Source organism: uncultured Veillonella sp. (genome assembly GCF_963534045.1).
Lineage (GTDB): Bacteria > Bacillota > Negativicutes > Veillonellales > Veillonellaceae > Veillonella.
Genome location: NZ_CAUSQT010000021.1, coordinates 14591 through 30930, shown reverse-complemented (window position 1 = coordinate 30930; position 16340 = coordinate 14591). Strand labels below are relative to the sequence as shown.

The window sequence follows — 16340 nt, the reverse complement described above, 5'->3', positions numbered from 1 at the left end:
AAAGTTTTAGTGATTGGTCCCGTGTTCATGTTGTCGTAGAAGGTTTGATGGGAACTGGTTTTCAAGGTGAATTACGTGAATCTATAACCTCTGTGCTACATGACATCGATGTGGAACGCAACCAATATGGATTTTCCCTATGGGCTATCGATGTGCCAGCCGGTGTTGATGCCACTACCGGACAGGCTTCTGATTATACATTATCCTATGATACGACAGTAACCTTTGGATCTATTAAAGAAGGTCTATTGTTATATCCTGGTAAATCCTTAGCCGGTACCGTAATAATTGCACCATTGGGTGTGCCTTGGGAATTAGCATTAGGAGCAGAGGCGCCATTTAACACATCCCATTATGTTTTGTATGACCGTTTAGCTTCACTAGAACTCAGTGATCGTATGCCACAGGCCCATAAGGGTGTTAATGGTAACGCTTTGATTGTCGGTGGTTCTGAATCAATGGTAGGAGCACCTATCATAAGCGCAGAGGCGGCCGTACATGGTGGAGCCGGTAAGGTTTCATTAGCCGTTCTTAATAGTGTGCGATCTATCGTACAGTCTAAATGCATACCAGAAGTCATGGTATTGCCATTAGAAAATATAGGTTCCACCAATTTACAATCCTATGATGTCGTTGCCGTTGGCCCTGGATTAGGACGCACAGATGAAGCCAAAGTATTGGTAAATTCTTTGTTAGAACGACAATCGGGACATATGGTTATCGATGCTGATGGATTATATGCTCTTGGCACCATAGGACATGTTTATGCACATGGGGATAAGACTATTACTTATGAAGGCAATATGCAGTTTAAAAATTGCATTATGACACCTCATTTAGGCGAGTTTAGCCGTCTTATTGATACATCCATTAATTTTATAGAGAAGCATTATGTAGAGTTAGCGATTCAATTTGCTGTAGCTCATAATGTAGTGCTCGTTTTAAAAGGAATTCCTAGTTTAGTTGCCTTTCCTACCGGTGAAGTATATATCAATATGATAGGCAATCCTGGTATGGGAACAGGAGGAATGGGTGATAGTTTAACGGGGATTATAGCCGCCTTTGTAGCACAAGGTTATTCTTTACAGTCTGCGGCCTTATTAGGTGTCTATGTACATAGTCGAAGCGCTGATATATTGGCTAAAGAAAAACCTTGGGGCTATACACCAAGTGATGTAAGCCAATCCGTTGGTTTGGTACTACAAGAGTTATTGAAAGGATAGGTATATGACGCGATTACAACGAATACTACTCTGCTTCATAGCTTTATTAGTGCCACTGTTTGTGCTAGCAGGTTGTTCGAATTCAGATGTATCCAAAGCGGCTACACAAGCCGTGTCGGCATCATCCAATTATTCTATTGATACAAAGCAGACTAATGCAGAAGGGCATGTTGATATCTATATGCTAGATATCGGCCAAGGGGATGCAATACTTCTTAAAGTTGGTGATGAGTATAGCATGATTGATACGGGAGATATAGAACATCGTGAAAATATTGTAGCCCAACTACATAACCTCGGTGTTACAAAGCTTAAAAATGTCATCATCACACATCCTCATGCAGATCATATGGGTGGTTTTTTAGCTATTGCAAAAGCAATGCCTATAGAACATGTATATGATGATGGTATTTCTGTTGACAATAATATGTATAAAACATATGAAAAATGGATTGAGAAAAAGAATATTCAACGCACTACGTTAAAAAAAGGTGGTACTGTTGATTTTGGTCATGGTGCAGTATTTGTAGTATATGCGCCTTGGGATGATATATTAGTAGATAAAAAAGGGCAACCGGATTTAAATAATAATTCTATTGTTGGTAAATTTATATTTGGTAAATTTTCTATGCTCTTTACAGGGGATGCAGAATTACAAGAAGAACAACGGCTTATAAAAGAGCAAAATAGTAAGCTCTTTGCTCGTATTTTGAAGGTGGGGCATCACGGATCACGAACAAGTAGTTCTGAAGATTTCCTAAAATCCGTCAAACCAGAGAGTGCATTAATCTCTTGTGGGTTATATAATAAATATGGTCATCCTCATGATGTGACATTACGTCATTTGAATGAACACAATATCGCCATTTATCGTACAGATACGATGGGACGTATTCACATTAGTACGGATGGGAATGAATGGCAAATTTCTACAGAACGATGATAGATATGTATAATCCGTATACCTATCTTCATGTTTGTATGAAATAATCTATCTATAATCTAACATTAGTTTATGGATAGATTGGAACGATGAGACGAAACATTAGTATCATCGGCTCATCTCTATGGTTTGGACAAAAAGTATGTCAGTTAGATTGGAGTGAATGTATTGCGTAAACTATTTTTAATTTGCTTTGCTTTTCTCATGGCTGTACCACTGATGTTAAGTCAAGCAAAGGCTGCTAATTTACAGGATGCTCGTTGGGTAACGAGAACTGATGCACCTGTTCCATATGTACGTATGGTTATGGATTTATCTACTCCTGTAAAAGCGGCAGCATCCATCAGTAAAGATGGAAAAACGACAACGGTTACTTTGAAGAATACGAAGCTAAAAACGACGAAGAATACTATTTATATGGATTCTTCCATTGCTAGCGTAGCTCAACTTTCACAAGTAGGCAACGATGTGGCAGTTACGATTAAAACTCCATCCGCATTGGATACTAATGATGTGAAGGTTTTCTCTTTGAAGAAGGATACAGTTAATCAAAAGCCGTATCGAATTGTTGTAGATGTACAGAAAAAAGGCGTGGCTCCAAAACCTATCAATTATGGTAAGAAACCATCCCCAGCTACAGCGCCAGCAAGTAGCAAAGGGTCCGGTAAATACTCTGTATCAGGAGGCTTATCCGGTAAGGTGATTACTATTGATCCAGGTCATGGTGGTAGCGACCCAGGTGCTATCGGCCCTACAGGGTTCCAAGAAAAAAGTGCAACATTACCGATTTCTAAATATTTGAAATCAGCTTTAGAAGCTCGCGGTGCTAAGGTGTTCATGACTCGTACTACAGATGTCGATGTATATGGTCCTAATGCGAGTGGTGTTGATGAGTTGGGTGCTCGCGTTAATATAGCAAACTCCCACAATTCAGATGCCTTTGTAAGTGTTCATATTAACTCTTTCAACAACCCAAGTGTAGGTGGCATTGCTACATACTACTATTCTAAAACTGGTAATGACGCTCGCTTAGCACAAAAAGTACAAAATCAAATTGCTAATGTACCAGGTTTCAATGGTGACAGAGGTATCCAAGAAGGTAATTTGTATGTATTGAGACATACAAATATGCCGGCTATTCTCGTAGAATTAGGCTTTATTTCTAACCCTAATGAAGAACGTGCATTGAAGAGCGAACAAACAGAACAAGACTTTGCTAATCGCATTGCTGCTGGTATTGCTAGTTACTTTGGAGGCTAAGGATGAATATTCGAAATCAAATAACAGTGATTGCTTGTATCGGCATCCTAGCTTTTACAGCGGGCTGTAATTCCAATCAAATGCAAAACACAGGTTCTACAAACGTAAGCCAAGAGGTTAAGGTCAATAAAGATGCTGAAACTGCTAAGGCTTCTAGTGAATCCGTTAAAATGGTATTCTTTGTTCCTACTGAAGATGGTTCCGGTGTTAAACAACAATCCGTGGATATTGCAGCAGATAAGGTGACGCCGAAGGCGGCATTGCTTGCCATGTTAAAAGCTGATCGCCAACAAAAGTATCCTATCTTTGATAAAGCGATAAAAATCAACTCTGTAACAGTTAAAGATGGAGTTGCTTCTGTAGAGGTGAATAAAGCTTTTGTTGATGGTAAAGGTGGCGACTTAACTGTTAAGTTGCAAATGGCTGCTATTGTTAATACATTGACCTCTTTTGATAATATCAATGGAGTGCTCTTTGTATGTGATGGCAAAAAGGTTCCTGTTGTAGGCGCATTCGATACGAAGAGCCCTGTTAAACGGATGGAACAACTCATAAAAAAATAATGTACGAATCGACCTCATCGGTATGATGAGGTCGATTTTTTTTGCATTCCTATATATGTTACAATACATATAGTGTATAAGATAAAAAAGGTGATATTGTGGAACTTAAAACTCTTGGTGAATTTAATTTCATACATAGTATTGAATCGGATACAATATATGACAATAAGACAGTGGTGCAAGGTATTGGCGATGATTGTGCCGTTTATAAAGCTAGTGAAGGGTATGATCAGCTCATAAGTACAGATACCATGGTGGAAGGTGTTCATTTTAGCTTTCATTATATGGCGCCCTATGATGTAGGATATCGTTTGATGACGGCTAATTTGAGTGATATTGCTGCTATGGGAGGTATACCACGTCAGGTTGTATTATCTGTATCTGCACCAGGTCATATTGACACGCGAATTTTAGATGAAATTTATAGAGGGATTAAGGATCAGTGCCAACAATATCATGTAAATCTTATTGGCGGTGACACGGTCAGTATAGATGGCCCTATGGTGTGGACCATTACTATCATAGGCGAAGTGCCTAAAGGTAAAGCGATACTACGAAGTGGTGCTCGACCTGGGGATGTGGTGGGCGTTACTAATTATATTGGTTATGCTGCCACAGGATTAGGCTCTTTATCGTATAATCTAGATGGCTATCCAATGACGAGAATTGGACATCAGCGTCCAGAACCACAGATTGAATTAGGCCAAAAATTGCGAGATCTAGGCATTCATAGTATGAATGATATCAGCGATGGCCTTAGTAGTGAGTTGAATGAAATTGCAAAGGCATCACATGTTTCAATCGTCATTGATGAAGCACTTATCCCATTGCATGAAGAAACATATAAACTAGCTGCTGTATTACATACTAATCCTGTTGATTATGCCTTGTTGGGCGGTGAAGATTTTCAGCTCGTATTTACAGCGCCTAAGGAGCTTTCACAGGCATTAGAACAGTTAGGTTCTATCACGCTTATTGGTGAGGTTATAGAGGGAAAACCGATGGTACAATCGGTGACTAAGGATAAAGAGATACGCTTATTAGAAGCGAAAGGATATAATCATTTTCATGAGTAAAAATAAAGTTACATTAGAAACATATTCTGTAGAGGATACGCAATGTTTTGGCGAACGCCTAGGTCAGTGGGTCAAAGAGTCTGCTAGTCCACTATGCATGGCATTAATAGGTGATTTAGGGACTGGTAAGACTCATATGTCTCAGGGCATAGCAAAGGGTCTTGGCGTGTCGGAGGATATTACAAGTCCTACATTTTCTCTTATGAATACCTATATGACATTGGCCGGTGAAATATACCATTTTGATTTATATCGCATGGATGATGTAAGTGAATTAGAAAATATTGGGTTTTATGAATTTACAGAGGATCAAGTTGCCATTGTAGAGTGGGCGGATAAGTTTGAAGATGAATTGCCCGATGAAACGTTATGGATACATATTGATTCGATTGATACTCACTCTAGACGGATTACATTAGAGAGCGATGTACTTGACGCTGAAACATTGAATACTTTAGGAGGTATGTATGTGGTTGGGAATTGAAACGAGTTCTGTCGTTTCTAGTGTTGCTGTGATGAATGAAAGTCAGTTACTTGGTGAAATTACCATACAAGCAGGATTGACTCATTCTGAGCAGTTGGTACCACATATTCAATCATTGCTAGAGATGACGAGGGTAGAAAAATCTGATTTAAAAGGAATCGTTGTTGCTAGTGGTCCCGGTTCCTTTACGGGTTTGCGCATAGGAATGGGGACGGCAAAGGCTATGGCTTATGCATTACAAATACCTTTATACGGCGTTATGACTATGGATGGATTAGCACGTAATATTCCATACACTACTGATACGATTTGCACGGTTATTGATGCGCAAAAGAAACATGTCTATGCGGCTCTGTATACATATGATGGAGAGCATTTACGGGTTAAAGAGGAGCCATTTGTAGTGGAGGCTGCTTCATTAGTAGAACGATTACGAAACCAACATAAACGCGTCGTATTTGTGGGTGATGGTATTAAGCGGATTGCTCCACTAGTAGAAGATGATGAGTTATTAATCATTGGTAATCCTATCTATCGCATACCTAAGGCTAGCTCTTTATTATTAAGTGCCCGCCCTATGATTGAACGAGGTGAAAGTGCTGATCCTATGGATATGGTACCGTACTATATTAGACGGTCTGAAGCAGAAGTATTGTGGGAAGAAAAGCATAAAGATAATCCTGCTATGTTAAAGGAGAATCCTACAGTCACTGTAATCGAAGCGGCAGGTGAAAAATAGACATGACAGTCCGTAGAGCAACGATTGAGGATGCAAAGGAAATTTTTGCTATTGAAATGGAATGCTTTTCTGTTCCTTGGAGTTTAGATTCCATAGAAACAGAATTACTGAATGAAGATAAGAAACTCTATTATGTCATAGAAGATGCCAATGGTGTTGTAGGTTATGCAGGAGCGTGGCTCGTATATGATGAAGGGCAAATTACGAATATTGCGATACGTCCATCTGCAAGACGCCAAGGCTTTGGTGCTAAACTTACGAGTGCATTAATAGAGGAATGTTTTAAACGAGGCATGCATGAAATCTTTTTAGAAGTTCGTATATCTAATTTATCTGCTTTATCCCTATACCGACAATTGGGGTTTACTGTAAAAGGTATACGAAAAAATTATTACTCGGAGCCTAAAGAAGATGCGTATATCATGTCTCTTGTTAAAGAGGAAGGAAAATGAGTGTATATACATTAGCATTAGAAAGTAGCTGTGATGAAACATCGGCAGCTGTACTTAAGGATGGCCGTACAGTACTTTCTAATGTCATATCGAGTCAGGTGCCAATTCACCGAAAATTTGGTGGTGTAGTGCCAGAAATTGCATCCCGTCATCATATAGAACAAGTTATCCCTGTAATTGATAAGGCTTTAGCGGATGCTCATGTCACATTGGATGACATTGATCATATAGGGGTTACCTATGGTCCTGGATTAGTAGGGGCCCTATTAGTTGGTGTAGCGGCTGCGAAAGGATTATCCTTTGCTACGGGGATTCCTTTAGTACCTGTTCATCATATGGAAGGTCATATTTTTGCTAATTTCTTAGCTAATCCTACATTAGAGCCACCATTTTTAAGTCTTGTTGTATCCGGTGGTCATACTATGCTAGTTCATGTGAAAGGCTATGAAGAATTCGAGATTTTAGGACAAACACGGGATGATGCGGCAGGAGAAGCCTTTGACAAAATTGCCCGCGTTATGGGGTTTCCATATCCTGGAGGACCTCATATTGATGCATTAGCAACAGAGGGCAATCCAAATGCTATTGAGTTTCCGAAGGCCCTTAGTGAGCCGGGGAATTTTGAATTTAGCTTTAGTGGCTTAAAATCAGCTGTTCTAAATTATTTAAATAGTAAATCCCAAAAGGGTGAAGACATACATAAGGCTGATGTGGCGGCCTCCTTTCAAAAGGCTATCGTAGAGGTTCTAGTAGAAAAAACTAAGGATGCAGCTCATACACTAGGGGAAACTAAAATAACCATTGCTGGTGGTGTATCTGCTAACCAAGGCTTACAAGTAGCATTAGAGAATATGTGTAATGAAGAAGGATTTACGTACTATAAACCAGGTAAAATTTTAGCTACTGATAATGCGGCTATGATTGGATGCCGTGCTTACTATATGGCACAAGCCGGAAAATTCTGCGATTTACATTTAAATGCTAAGCCTAGTGTGCCAATTGGTACCGTTGCATGGGTAGAAGGTAACTAGTATGACTGTACATATATATGATGAACTTGTTAAGGAAACAAATCTATCTAGTTTGCAAGCAGCCCTACTAGTTCATATTAGTCATATGATTCGCTTTGGCCAATCGGTGAGTAAACATAAGATTGTTTTGTTTACAGAGATTGCGAATGATGACATGATGTGTATATATGAGTCTAATGACTCATTAGTTACATCACGCATACCTAGTTCTGATATGTGGAAAAAACTAATCACCACTGGTGAAAGCTTTCAACAATCCACACAAAATGGATTTGAATATCTATTTCCTATTGTCGATAATGGCGGTAAGACTATAGGAGGCATTTCCTTCTCTTATATAGCGCCTGCCAATGGTATGGAAGGTAAACGAGGATTTATCGTAGCCGATACGATGCAACGATTGATGTTGACGGCCACAGATGAACAAATTAAAGAATATGAGCCTATATCGTATTTGGATGGGCTCATCATTTTTGACCAAAATGGGACTATCCTGTACGGCAATGATACGGCGTTACACTTGGCGGATATTGTCGGTGTTGATCGGCGGTTGGTGGGCACATCTATTTTTGGTAGTTCTTTAAAAATATCTGCTATTCATCGTGTCATAGATGAACGAAATGATTTTGTATCCGAAGAAATCTATCATAATATGGTACTAAGACAGCATTTGATTCCTATTCCGATGGGACGCAATGAATGTCGTTGCTTTTTAATACTTCACGATTGTACCCGTGAAAGTAAACAGCAACAAGAACTACTAGTTAAAAATTCCATTATTAAAGAGATACATCACCGTGTTAAAAATAACTTACAAACAGTAGCAGGTTTACTACGGATGGAAGCGAGGCGCTCTGATTTACCAGAGGTAAAATCGGCATTACAAGAGGGTATTTCCCGTATTGAAAGTATGGCCCTTGTCCATGATTTAGTATCTCACTATGATGAAGACTATATTTCTATACGATCTATATATGATGAATTGTGCCGATTATTACGCCAGAGCATGGTAAATAGTAATCAACATGTAGAATTTCGCTATCATGGAGACGATTGTATCATTTCATCTCATCAAGCCAGTTATATTTCTCTTGTATTCAATGAACTGATTTCTAATAGTATTGTGCATGGGTTGGATGGGACTGATGGTGTAATTTCATTATCTGTATCCAGTATGAATGATACTATTGCACTAGTATTTACAGATTCAGGTAAAGGTTTGCCTCGTGATTTTGATATGGCTAAAAGTAAGCGATTAGGCATGCAAATTATTAATAATTTGGTGACTCACGAGCTACAAGGTCATATGACGATTGAAAATGGTGATGTTGGGGTTATTGTTACAATTCGTATTCATAAGGAGCAATAAATGCGTATTTTAATCGTTGATGATGAATCTTTAATCCGCATGGATTTGCGAGATATTCTAGAATCTGAACAACATGAAGTGGTTGGGGAAGCATCGAATGGTGTTGAAGCTATTACGATGTGTAAAGAACTAAAACCTGATGCGGTGTTAATGGATGTGAAAATGCCTGAGCTAGATGGTATAGAAGCAGCTCGTCAAATTGGATTTAACCACTTGGCACCTGTTGTACTTCTAACTAGTTATAGTCAACAGGATTTAGTGACAAAAGCTCGTGAATCTGGTGTATATGGATATTTAATAAAACCTGTCAGAGAAGAGCAGCTGATTCCAACATTAGAAATGGCATGTGGTCGATTTTTAGATGATTTAGAATCACGTCAACAAATGGCTGATTTAGAGAAAACTCTAGAAGAACGAAAAATAATACAAAAAGCGACAGGCATTCTTATGGATTTATATAAAATTACGGAGGACGAATCATATAATCGAATTCGGCAATTAAGTATGAAGAAACGAGAGTCTATTGTCAGCATATGTAAGCTAATCATTCAACAAGCATCGTCTAGTTAAAAAAACTATAGGTCAATATATATAGCCTTCTATATAAGATATAAAAGCTTATATAGAAGGTTATTTTATATGAATTAGTACTTGTAAAAACTAAAAAGTCAAAAAATCAAAATTAATACTTGCAATTATTTTGACATAGGTTATAATAATACATGTGATTAGCACTCGATAAGTTAGAGTGCTAATGAATTATGAATAATACATAGTAAATAAGGAGTGACATCATATGTTAAAACCATTAGCTGACCGCGTTCTTATCCGTTTAGAAGCAAAAGAAGAAAAAACTAAAAGTGGTATCTTCCTTCCTGATACAGCAAAAGAAAAACCTCAAGAAGGTGTTGTTGTAGCAGTAGGTGCTGGTAAAGTATATGACAATGGTCAACGTGTAGCTCCAGAAGTTAAAGTTGGCGATACTGTTATGTTTGCAAAATACGCTGGTAGCGAATTAGAAATCGATGGCGCTACTCACTTGATTATTAGCGAACGCGATATTTTAGCAGTATTATAATAGCTTTCAAGGCTATACATGTTAATGATACATTCTATATTGCCTTAGGGCATATATTTCTTTACATTGGATAGTGTTACTATCTAGGAGGTAATACATATGGCAAAAGAAATCTTGTTTAATGAAGAAGCTCGTCGTGCATTAGGTCGTGGCGTTGATCAATTGGCAAATGCTGTAAAAGTTACATTAGGACCAAAAGGCCGTAATGTTGTATTGGATAAAAAATTCGGTTCCCCAACAATCACAAATGATGGTGTAACTATTGCTCGTGATATCGAACTTCCAGATCCATTTGAAAACATGGGCGCTCAATTGGTAAAAGAAGTTGCTACTAAAACTAACGACGTAGCAGGTGATGGTACTACTACTGCAACAGTATTGGCACAAGCTATGATCCAAGAAGGTATGCGCAACGTCGCAGCTGGTGCTAACCCAATGATCTTGAAAAAAGGTATTGAAACAGCAGTTAAAACTTTGGTTGAAGAAATTAAAAAACGTTCCATTAAAGTTTCTGGTAAATCTGAAATCGCTCAAGTTGCAAGTGTATCTGCTGCTGACGAAGAAATTGGTGGCTTAATTGCTGAAGCTATGGAAAAAGTAGGTAACGATGGCGTTATCACTGTAGAAGAATCTAAAGGCTTGCAAACTGCATTAAACGTAGTAGAAGGTATGCAATTTGACCGTGGTTACATTTCCCCTTACATGGTAACTGATCCTGACCGTATGGAAGCTGTTATGGATAATCCATACATCTTGATTACTGACCGTAAAATCAGTGCTATCGCTGATATGTTACCAACACTTGAAAAAGTGGTAAAAGTAGGCAAAGAACTTCTTATCATCGCTGAAGATGTAGAAGGCGAAGCATTGGCTACATTGGTAGTTAACCGTTTGCGTGGTACATTCAAAGCTGTAGCTGTTAAAGCTCCTGGTTTCGGCGACCGTCGTAAAGCTATGCTTGAAGATATCGCAATCTTAACTGGTGGTACTGTAATTACCGAAGATATGGGCCGTAAACTTGATTCTGTAGAACTTACTGATCTTGGTACAGCTCGTCAAGTTCGCATCACTAAAGATGAAACTACAATCATCGATGGTGTAGGCGATAAAGACGTAATCGCTAAACGCGTTAGCCAAATTCGTGCACAAGTAGAAGAAACAACTTCTGAATTCGACCGTGAAAAATTACAAGAACGTCTTGCAAAATTATCTGGTGGTGTTGCAGTTATCGAAGTAGGTGCTGCTACAGAAGTTGAAATGAAAGATAAAAAACTTCGTATCGAAGACGCATTGAACGCAACTCGTGCTGCTGTTGAAGAAGGTATCGTAGCTGGTGGTGGTACTACATTCATCGATATCATCCCTGCATTAAACACATTGGAAGCTACTGGTGATGTTCAAACTGGTATTAACCTTGTAAAACGTGCAGTAGAAGAACCACTTCGTCAAATCGCTTACAATGCTGGCCTTGAAGGCTCCGTTGTAGTAGAAAAAGTTAAAAATACTGAAGCTGGCGTAGGTTTCAATGCTTTGACTGAAGAATACATGGACATGGTAAAAGCTGGTATCGTGGATCCTGCAAAAGTAACACGTTCTGCTCTTCAAAATGCTGCATCCATCGCTTCTCTTGTATTGACTACTGAAACAATCGTAGCTGATAAAGTAGAAGAAAATGCTGCTGCTCCTGCAATGCCTCCAATGGGTGGCATGGGCGGTATGATGTAATCAACTGCTTTAGCGATACATAGATAATATATTAAAATCCTAATGAATGTAGATTGCTACATTCATTAGGATTTTTTATTCTTAGAATGAGTCTTGATAAATTGATTTCATAAGTAATTTATGATATAATTCTATAGAATTTCATATAAGAGTCTTTGTTTGACAGACACTATTATATAGCATATAATTTTTATATCTAAAAATATCTATATAATAAAGAGGTGTTACTATGTTGAACTTTTTATTTAAAAGTAAACCTGATTATATTAATTTTGGGCTTTTATTCTATCGCCTTGCATTAGGTATTTCCATGTTCTATCATGGATACTTAAAATATGTAAGTGGTGAACAAGGTCTTTATAAGGTAGGGGCCATGTTGTCCGCCTTAGGTGTGCCAAGTGGCTTTGAGGTTATATTAGGTACCATCGCATCTTATGCAGAAATGGTCGGCGGTATTCTTCTTATTATAGGCCTGTTTACACGTATTGGCACGCTTCTAGTTGTAGGTACCTTGGCGGTAGCGACCATATTGAATCTTAACGGCAATTTCTTTAGTTGGGATTATCCATCGCAAATGGGCTTTGGTGCTGTCATGCTGTTCTTTGCTGGTGCAGGTCGATATAGTTTAGATAAGGCATTATTTAAATAATCAGTTGATTAGAAGACTCATCATAGATGAGTCTTTTACTATGTAGAGAGGTTATTATGAATCAAAAAACAGTTCCATTTACATCTGAACAATTAGAAGCAATTATTGCTAACTATCCGACTCCGTTTCATATTTATGACGAAGAAGGTATCGTTAATAATATGAAGAGATTTATCTCTGCATTCTCTTGGAATAAGGGATTTAAACAATATTTTGCTGTGAAAGCTACTCCAAATCCATATATTATGCGTGTATTGCAAAAACTAGGGGTAGGCGCTGATTGTTCTTCCTTAGCCGAATTACTTCTATGCGAAAAGGTAGGTATCACTGGACATGACATTATGTTCACATCCAATGACACACCTTATGTAGAGTATAAAAAGGCGTTAGATATGGGGGCTATCATCAATTTAGATGATATTACTCATATTGAATACTTAGAAAAACATCACGGATCTCTACCAGATACATTCTGCGTACGTTATAATCCAGGTCCTTTGAAAGAAGGGGGCAATACGATTATCGGCCTTCCAGAGGAAGCAAAATACGGTATGACTCGTGAGCAAGTATTTGAGGCATATAAGCAATTACAAGCAAAGGGTGTAAAACATTTTGGTTTACATACTATGGTTGTATCCAATGAACTTGATATTGATGGATTGGTAGGTACAGCTGAAATCTGCTTTAACCTTGCTGTAGAAATTAAAGAAAAATTAGGCATCGATGTTGCATTTATCGATCTTGGTGGTGGTGTAGGCGTAGCATATAAGCCAGAACAAACACCTGTTGACTTTGAAAAATTGGGCGAACGTGTTCATGAAGCTTATGATCGAATCATTAAAGGCAATGGTCTTAAGGATATTGCTTTGGCCTACGAATGTGGTCGTATGGTAACAGGCCCATTTGGATATCTTGTTTCCACAGCTATTCACAAAAAGGATATCTATCGTCATTACATCGGTTTAGATTCTTGCATGGCGAATTTAATGCGTCCAGCATTGTATGGTTCTTACCATCATATTACGGTAATGGGTAAAGAAAATGCTCCTAAAGATTATGTGTATGATGTAACTGGTTCCTTGTGTGAAAATAATGATAAATTTGCTATTCAACGAGAATTGCCAAAAATTGATATTGGTGACCGTATCATCATTCATGATGCAGGTGCACATGGTCATTCGATGGGCTTTAACTACAATGGTAAATTACGTTCTGCTGAATTGTTGTTGCACAAAGATGGTTCCGTTACACAAATTCGTCGCGCTGAAACATACGATGACTTGTTTGGCACATTGGATTTCTCCGATTTATAATATTGAGAATTAAATAGAGTTGAGAACTACTATTAATAAACTATAAGATATATGGATATATAGGGATTTTTTCTAATTCCTGTATATTTTAGTAGGAATATCTTGCTATCATTTAGATAAGAATGTATAATGAGTATAGATTGTTATGCACATACTTGCTAAAGTGGCGAGAGAATACGGCGGTATCACCCTTGTGCGTACCGCCGTTTTTCTATGTGACTATAAAGTTTTAATCATATAATCAGATTATCTGATACGAAGGAGTGAAATATTTTGGCTGAATTACTTCAGATTAAAGATTTGGAAGTGTCTGTAGAAGAGAAGAAAATTCTTAAAGGCATTAATTTAACAATAAATAAAGGTGAGATTCACGTCGTAATGGGTACGAATGGTGCAGGTAAATCCACATTGGCAAATGCTATTATGGGTAACCCATTGTACACAGTCGATAAAGGTTCTATCGTATTTGATGGCAAGGATATCACAGAAGATGCTGTAAATGATCGTGCAAAAGCAGGCATCTTTATGTCATTCCAAAGCCCGATTTCCGTTCCTGGTATTACTGTAGAAAACTTCATCCGTACTGCAAAATCTACAATTACAGGTGAAAATGTACGCGCGTTGGCTTTCAAAAAAGAATTGAAAGAAAAAATGGATGAATTGTCCTTTGACACATCCTATGCACAACGTTATGTAAACGAAGGTTTCTCCGGTGGGGAACGCAAGAAAAATGAAATTCTTCAAATGTCTATTTTAAATCCTAAATTGGCTATTCTTGATGAAACTGACTCTGGTCTTGACGTTGATGCTGTTCGCATTGTATCCGAAGGTGTTAATCGTTTCCACAATGAAGATAATGCAGTATTAATCATTACTCACCACAATCAAATTTTACAAAAATTAAAACCTGATTTTGTACATGTTTTGATCAACGGTAAAATCGTTAAGACTGGTGATGCTTCATTGGTTCGTGAAATTGAAGAAAAAGGTTACGACGCATACAAAGCATTAGCATAGGAGGCAACATGGAAGAAAGAAAGAAAACCCAAGTTGCGGATATGGACCGTGGTGTCTATGATATAAAGAATAATTTTGAGTATTCCTATATTGCTGATGCTGGGTTAACAGAAGATATTATCCGTGAAATTTGGTCTAATAAAAATGAACCGGAATGGATGCTTGACTTCCGTTTGAAATCCTTAGAGATTTACAATCGTATGGAAATTCCTAATTGGATTCCTGATATTTCTGGCTTAGATATGGAACATATTTACACATATGTAAAGCCTAAAGTAGATATGAAGGGCGATTGGAATGAAGTACCTGACGATATTAAGAGCACATTTGATCGCCTCGGTATTCCAGAAGCAGAAAAAACATCTCTTGCAGGTGTAGGTGCCCAATATGACTCCGAAGTCGTATATCACAGCATTCAAGAAGATCTTGTAAAACAAGGCGTAATTTATACTGATATTGAAACAGCGCTTCATGAACATGAAGAAATCGTAAAAAAATACTGGATGACATTAATTCCTCCTACAGATCATAAATGGGCAGCTCTTCATGGTGCCGTTTGGTCTGGCGGTTCCTTTGTATATGTTCCTGCAGGCGTGCAAGTGGATATTCCATTGCAATCCTATTTCCGTTTGAATGCACCAGGTGCTGGTCAGTTCGAACATACGATGATCATCGTAGAAGAAGGTGCTAAGGTACACTTTATCGAAGGTTGTTCTGCTCCTAAATACGATGTATCCAATCTTCATGCAGGCGCAGTAGAATTGTTCGTTAAGGATAACGCTACATTGCGTTATTCCACAATTGAAAACTGGTCTAAGAATATGTACAACCTCAATACAAAACGTTGTGTTGTAGGTAAAGGCGGTACTATTGAATGGGTATCTGGTTCCTTTGGTTCTCACGTATCCTGTTTGTACCCAATGAGTATTCTTAATGGCGAAGGTGCTCATGCTGAGTTTACAGGCGTAACATTTGCCGGTGAAGGTCAATTCCTTGATACTGGTTGTAAGGTGGTTCACAATGCACCATATACGACAAGTAATGTAAACTCTAAATCTATCTCCAAATCCGGTGGTGCTGCTATTTATCGTGGCCTGTTGAAAATTGGTCCTAATGCAGAACATGCAAAAGCAACTGTATCCTGTGAATCCTTGATGTTGGATGAAATTTCTCAATCCGATACAATTCCAGCTATTATTGTAGAAAATGATAATGTCGATTTAGGTCATGAAGCTAAGATTGGCCGTATTTCTGATGAAGCTATTTTCTACCTTATGACGCGTGGTATTAGTGAAGAAGAAGCTCGCGCAATGCTTGTTCGTGGTTTCGTAGAACCAATTTCTAAAGAATTGCCATTGGAATATGCTGTTGAAATGAATAATCTAATCAATCTTGAATTAGAAGGTTCTATCGGTTAA

General features: G+C 38.1%; 17 protein-coding genes. All 17 read left to right on the top strand.

All coding sequences use genetic code 11. The features are described from left to right. Positions 1 to 1223: NAD(P)H-hydrate dehydratase (locus RYP29_RS05185; RefSeq protein WP_311532548.1), on the top strand; the 1223-nt coding region annotated here is incomplete at its 5' end. A 4-nt stretch (positions 1224 to 1227) separates the two neighbouring features. Beyond that, positions 1228 to 2166, top strand: a complete 939-nt coding sequence (locus tag RYP29_RS05180) for a ComEC/Rec2 family competence protein (protein WP_205095414.1) — start codon at positions 1228 to 1230, stop codon at positions 2164 to 2166. Positions 2167 to 2334: 168 nt separating this feature from the next. Further along, on the top strand, positions 2335 to 3426 hold the full coding sequence (locus RYP29_RS05175) for an N-acetylmuramoyl-L-alanine amidase (RefSeq protein ID WP_118353953.1): 1092 nt from the start codon (positions 2335 to 2337) through the stop codon (positions 3424 to 3426). Between the two features lie 2 nt (positions 3427 to 3428). After that, complete coding sequence (locus RYP29_RS05170; protein ID WP_311532547.1) at positions 3429 to 3989, top strand: GerMN domain-containing protein; 561 nt, start codon at positions 3429 to 3431, stop codon at positions 3987 to 3989. Between the two features lie 98 nt (positions 3990 to 4087). Further along, positions 4088 to 5065: a thiamine-phosphate kinase gene (thiL, locus tag RYP29_RS05165; RefSeq protein ID WP_311532546.1), complete on the top strand. Its 978-nt coding sequence runs from the start codon at positions 4088 to 4090 to the stop codon at positions 5063 to 5065. Beyond that, positions 5058 to 5549, top strand: coding sequence for a tRNA (adenosine(37)-N6)-threonylcarbamoyltransferase complex ATPase subunit type 1 TsaE (gene tsaE, locus RYP29_RS05160; RefSeq protein WP_005378694.1), 492 nt, complete (start codon positions 5058 to 5060; stop codon positions 5547 to 5549). The genes thiL and tsaE overlap by 8 nt, the downstream gene beginning before the upstream one ends. Beyond that, a complete protein-coding gene (tsaB, locus tag RYP29_RS05155) occupies positions 5533 to 6288 on the top strand; it encodes a tRNA (adenosine(37)-N6)-threonylcarbamoyltransferase complex dimerization subunit type 1 TsaB (protein ID WP_311532545.1) in 756 nt (251 codons plus the stop codon). The genes tsaE and tsaB overlap by 17 nt, the downstream gene beginning before the upstream one ends. Positions 6289 to 6290: 2 nt before the next feature. Beyond that, positions 6291 to 6740, top strand: coding sequence for a ribosomal protein S18-alanine N-acetyltransferase (rimI, locus tag RYP29_RS05150; RefSeq protein ID WP_311532544.1), 450 nt, complete (start codon positions 6291 to 6293; stop codon positions 6738 to 6740). Then, positions 6737 to 7771, top strand: a complete 1035-nt coding sequence (gene tsaD / locus RYP29_RS05145; protein WP_311532543.1) for a tRNA (adenosine(37)-N6)-threonylcarbamoyltransferase complex transferase subunit TsaD — start codon at positions 6737 to 6739, stop codon at positions 7769 to 7771. Before rimI ends, tsaD begins: the two co-directional genes overlap by 4 nt. Before the next feature lies 1 nt (position 7772). Continuing rightward, positions 7773 to 9140: a sensor histidine kinase gene (locus RYP29_RS05140; RefSeq protein ID WP_311532542.1), complete on the top strand. Its 1368-nt coding sequence runs from the start codon at positions 7773 to 7775 to the stop codon at positions 9138 to 9140. Then, positions 9141 to 9710: an ANTAR domain-containing response regulator gene (locus RYP29_RS05135; RefSeq protein WP_270524007.1), complete on the top strand. Its 570-nt coding sequence runs from the start codon at positions 9141 to 9143 to the stop codon at positions 9708 to 9710. It begins immediately after the preceding gene. 226 nt (positions 9711 to 9936) lie between these two features. After that, on the top strand, positions 9937 to 10218 hold the full coding sequence (gene groES, locus RYP29_RS05130) for a co-chaperone GroES (protein ID WP_004696047.1): 282 nt from the start codon (positions 9937 to 9939) through the stop codon (positions 10216 to 10218). A gap of 99 nt (positions 10219 to 10317) precedes the next feature. Beyond that, entirely contained in the window at positions 10318 to 11943 is a 1626-nt protein-coding gene (gene groL, locus RYP29_RS05125; protein ID WP_311532541.1) for a chaperonin GroEL, read from the top strand. Positions 11944 to 12172: 229 nt separating this feature from the next. Continuing rightward, the gene (locus RYP29_RS05120; protein ID WP_311532540.1) at positions 12173 to 12592 is read left to right on the top strand and encodes a DoxX family protein; all 420 of its coding nucleotides are present in this window, start codon (positions 12173 to 12175) and stop codon (positions 12590 to 12592) included. A 56-nt stretch (positions 12593 to 12648) separates the two neighbouring features. Then, on the top strand, positions 12649 to 13905 hold the full coding sequence (locus tag RYP29_RS05115) for a diaminopimelate decarboxylase (protein ID WP_311532539.1): 1257 nt from the start codon (positions 12649 to 12651) through the stop codon (positions 13903 to 13905). A gap of 273 nt (positions 13906 to 14178) precedes the next feature. After that, a complete protein-coding gene (sufC, locus tag RYP29_RS05110; protein WP_005378715.1) occupies positions 14179 to 14922 on the top strand; it encodes a Fe-S cluster assembly ATPase SufC in 744 nt (247 codons plus the stop codon). Between the two features lie 8 nt (positions 14923 to 14930). Beyond that, the gene (gene sufB, locus RYP29_RS05105; RefSeq protein ID WP_005379968.1) at positions 14931 to 16340 is read left to right on the top strand and encodes a Fe-S cluster assembly protein SufB; all 1410 of its coding nucleotides are present in this window, start codon (positions 14931 to 14933) and stop codon (positions 16338 to 16340) included.

Coding starts and splice junctions, on each gene's coding strand:
- RYP29_RS05180 (WP_205095414.1), top strand. CDS start 1,228: ATGACGCGATTACAACGAATACTACTCTGCTTCATAGCTTTATTAGTG.
- RYP29_RS05170 (WP_311532547.1), top strand. CDS start 3,429: ATGAATATTCGAAATCAAATAACAGTGATTGCTTGTATCGGCATCCTA.
- tsaE (WP_005378694.1), top strand. CDS start 5,058: ATGAGTAAAAATAAAGTTACATTAGAAACATATTCTGTAGAGGATACG.
- tsaB (WP_311532545.1), top strand. CDS start 5,533: ATGTGGTTGGGAATTGAAACGAGTTCTGTCGTTTCTAGTGTTGCTGTG.
- rimI (WP_311532544.1), top strand. CDS start 6,291: ATGACAGTCCGTAGAGCAACGATTGAGGATGCAAAGGAAATTTTTGCT.
- tsaD (WP_311532543.1), top strand. CDS start 6,737: ATGAGTGTATATACATTAGCATTAGAAAGTAGCTGTGATGAAACATCG.
- RYP29_RS05140 (WP_311532542.1), top strand. CDS start 7,773: ATGACTGTACATATATATGATGAACTTGTTAAGGAAACAAATCTATCT.
- RYP29_RS05135 (WP_270524007.1), top strand. CDS start 9,141: ATGCGTATTTTAATCGTTGATGATGAATCTTTAATCCGCATGGATTTG.
- groES (WP_004696047.1), top strand. CDS start 9,937: ATGTTAAAACCATTAGCTGACCGCGTTCTTATCCGTTTAGAAGCAAAA.
- groL (WP_311532541.1), top strand. CDS start 10,318: ATGGCAAAAGAAATCTTGTTTAATGAAGAAGCTCGTCGTGCATTAGGT.
- RYP29_RS05120 (WP_311532540.1), top strand. CDS start 12,173: ATGTTGAACTTTTTATTTAAAAGTAAACCTGATTATATTAATTTTGGG.
- RYP29_RS05115 (WP_311532539.1), top strand. CDS start 12,649: ATGAATCAAAAAACAGTTCCATTTACATCTGAACAATTAGAAGCAATT.
- sufB (WP_005379968.1), top strand. CDS start 14,931: ATGGAAGAAAGAAAGAAAACCCAAGTTGCGGATATGGACCGTGGTGTC.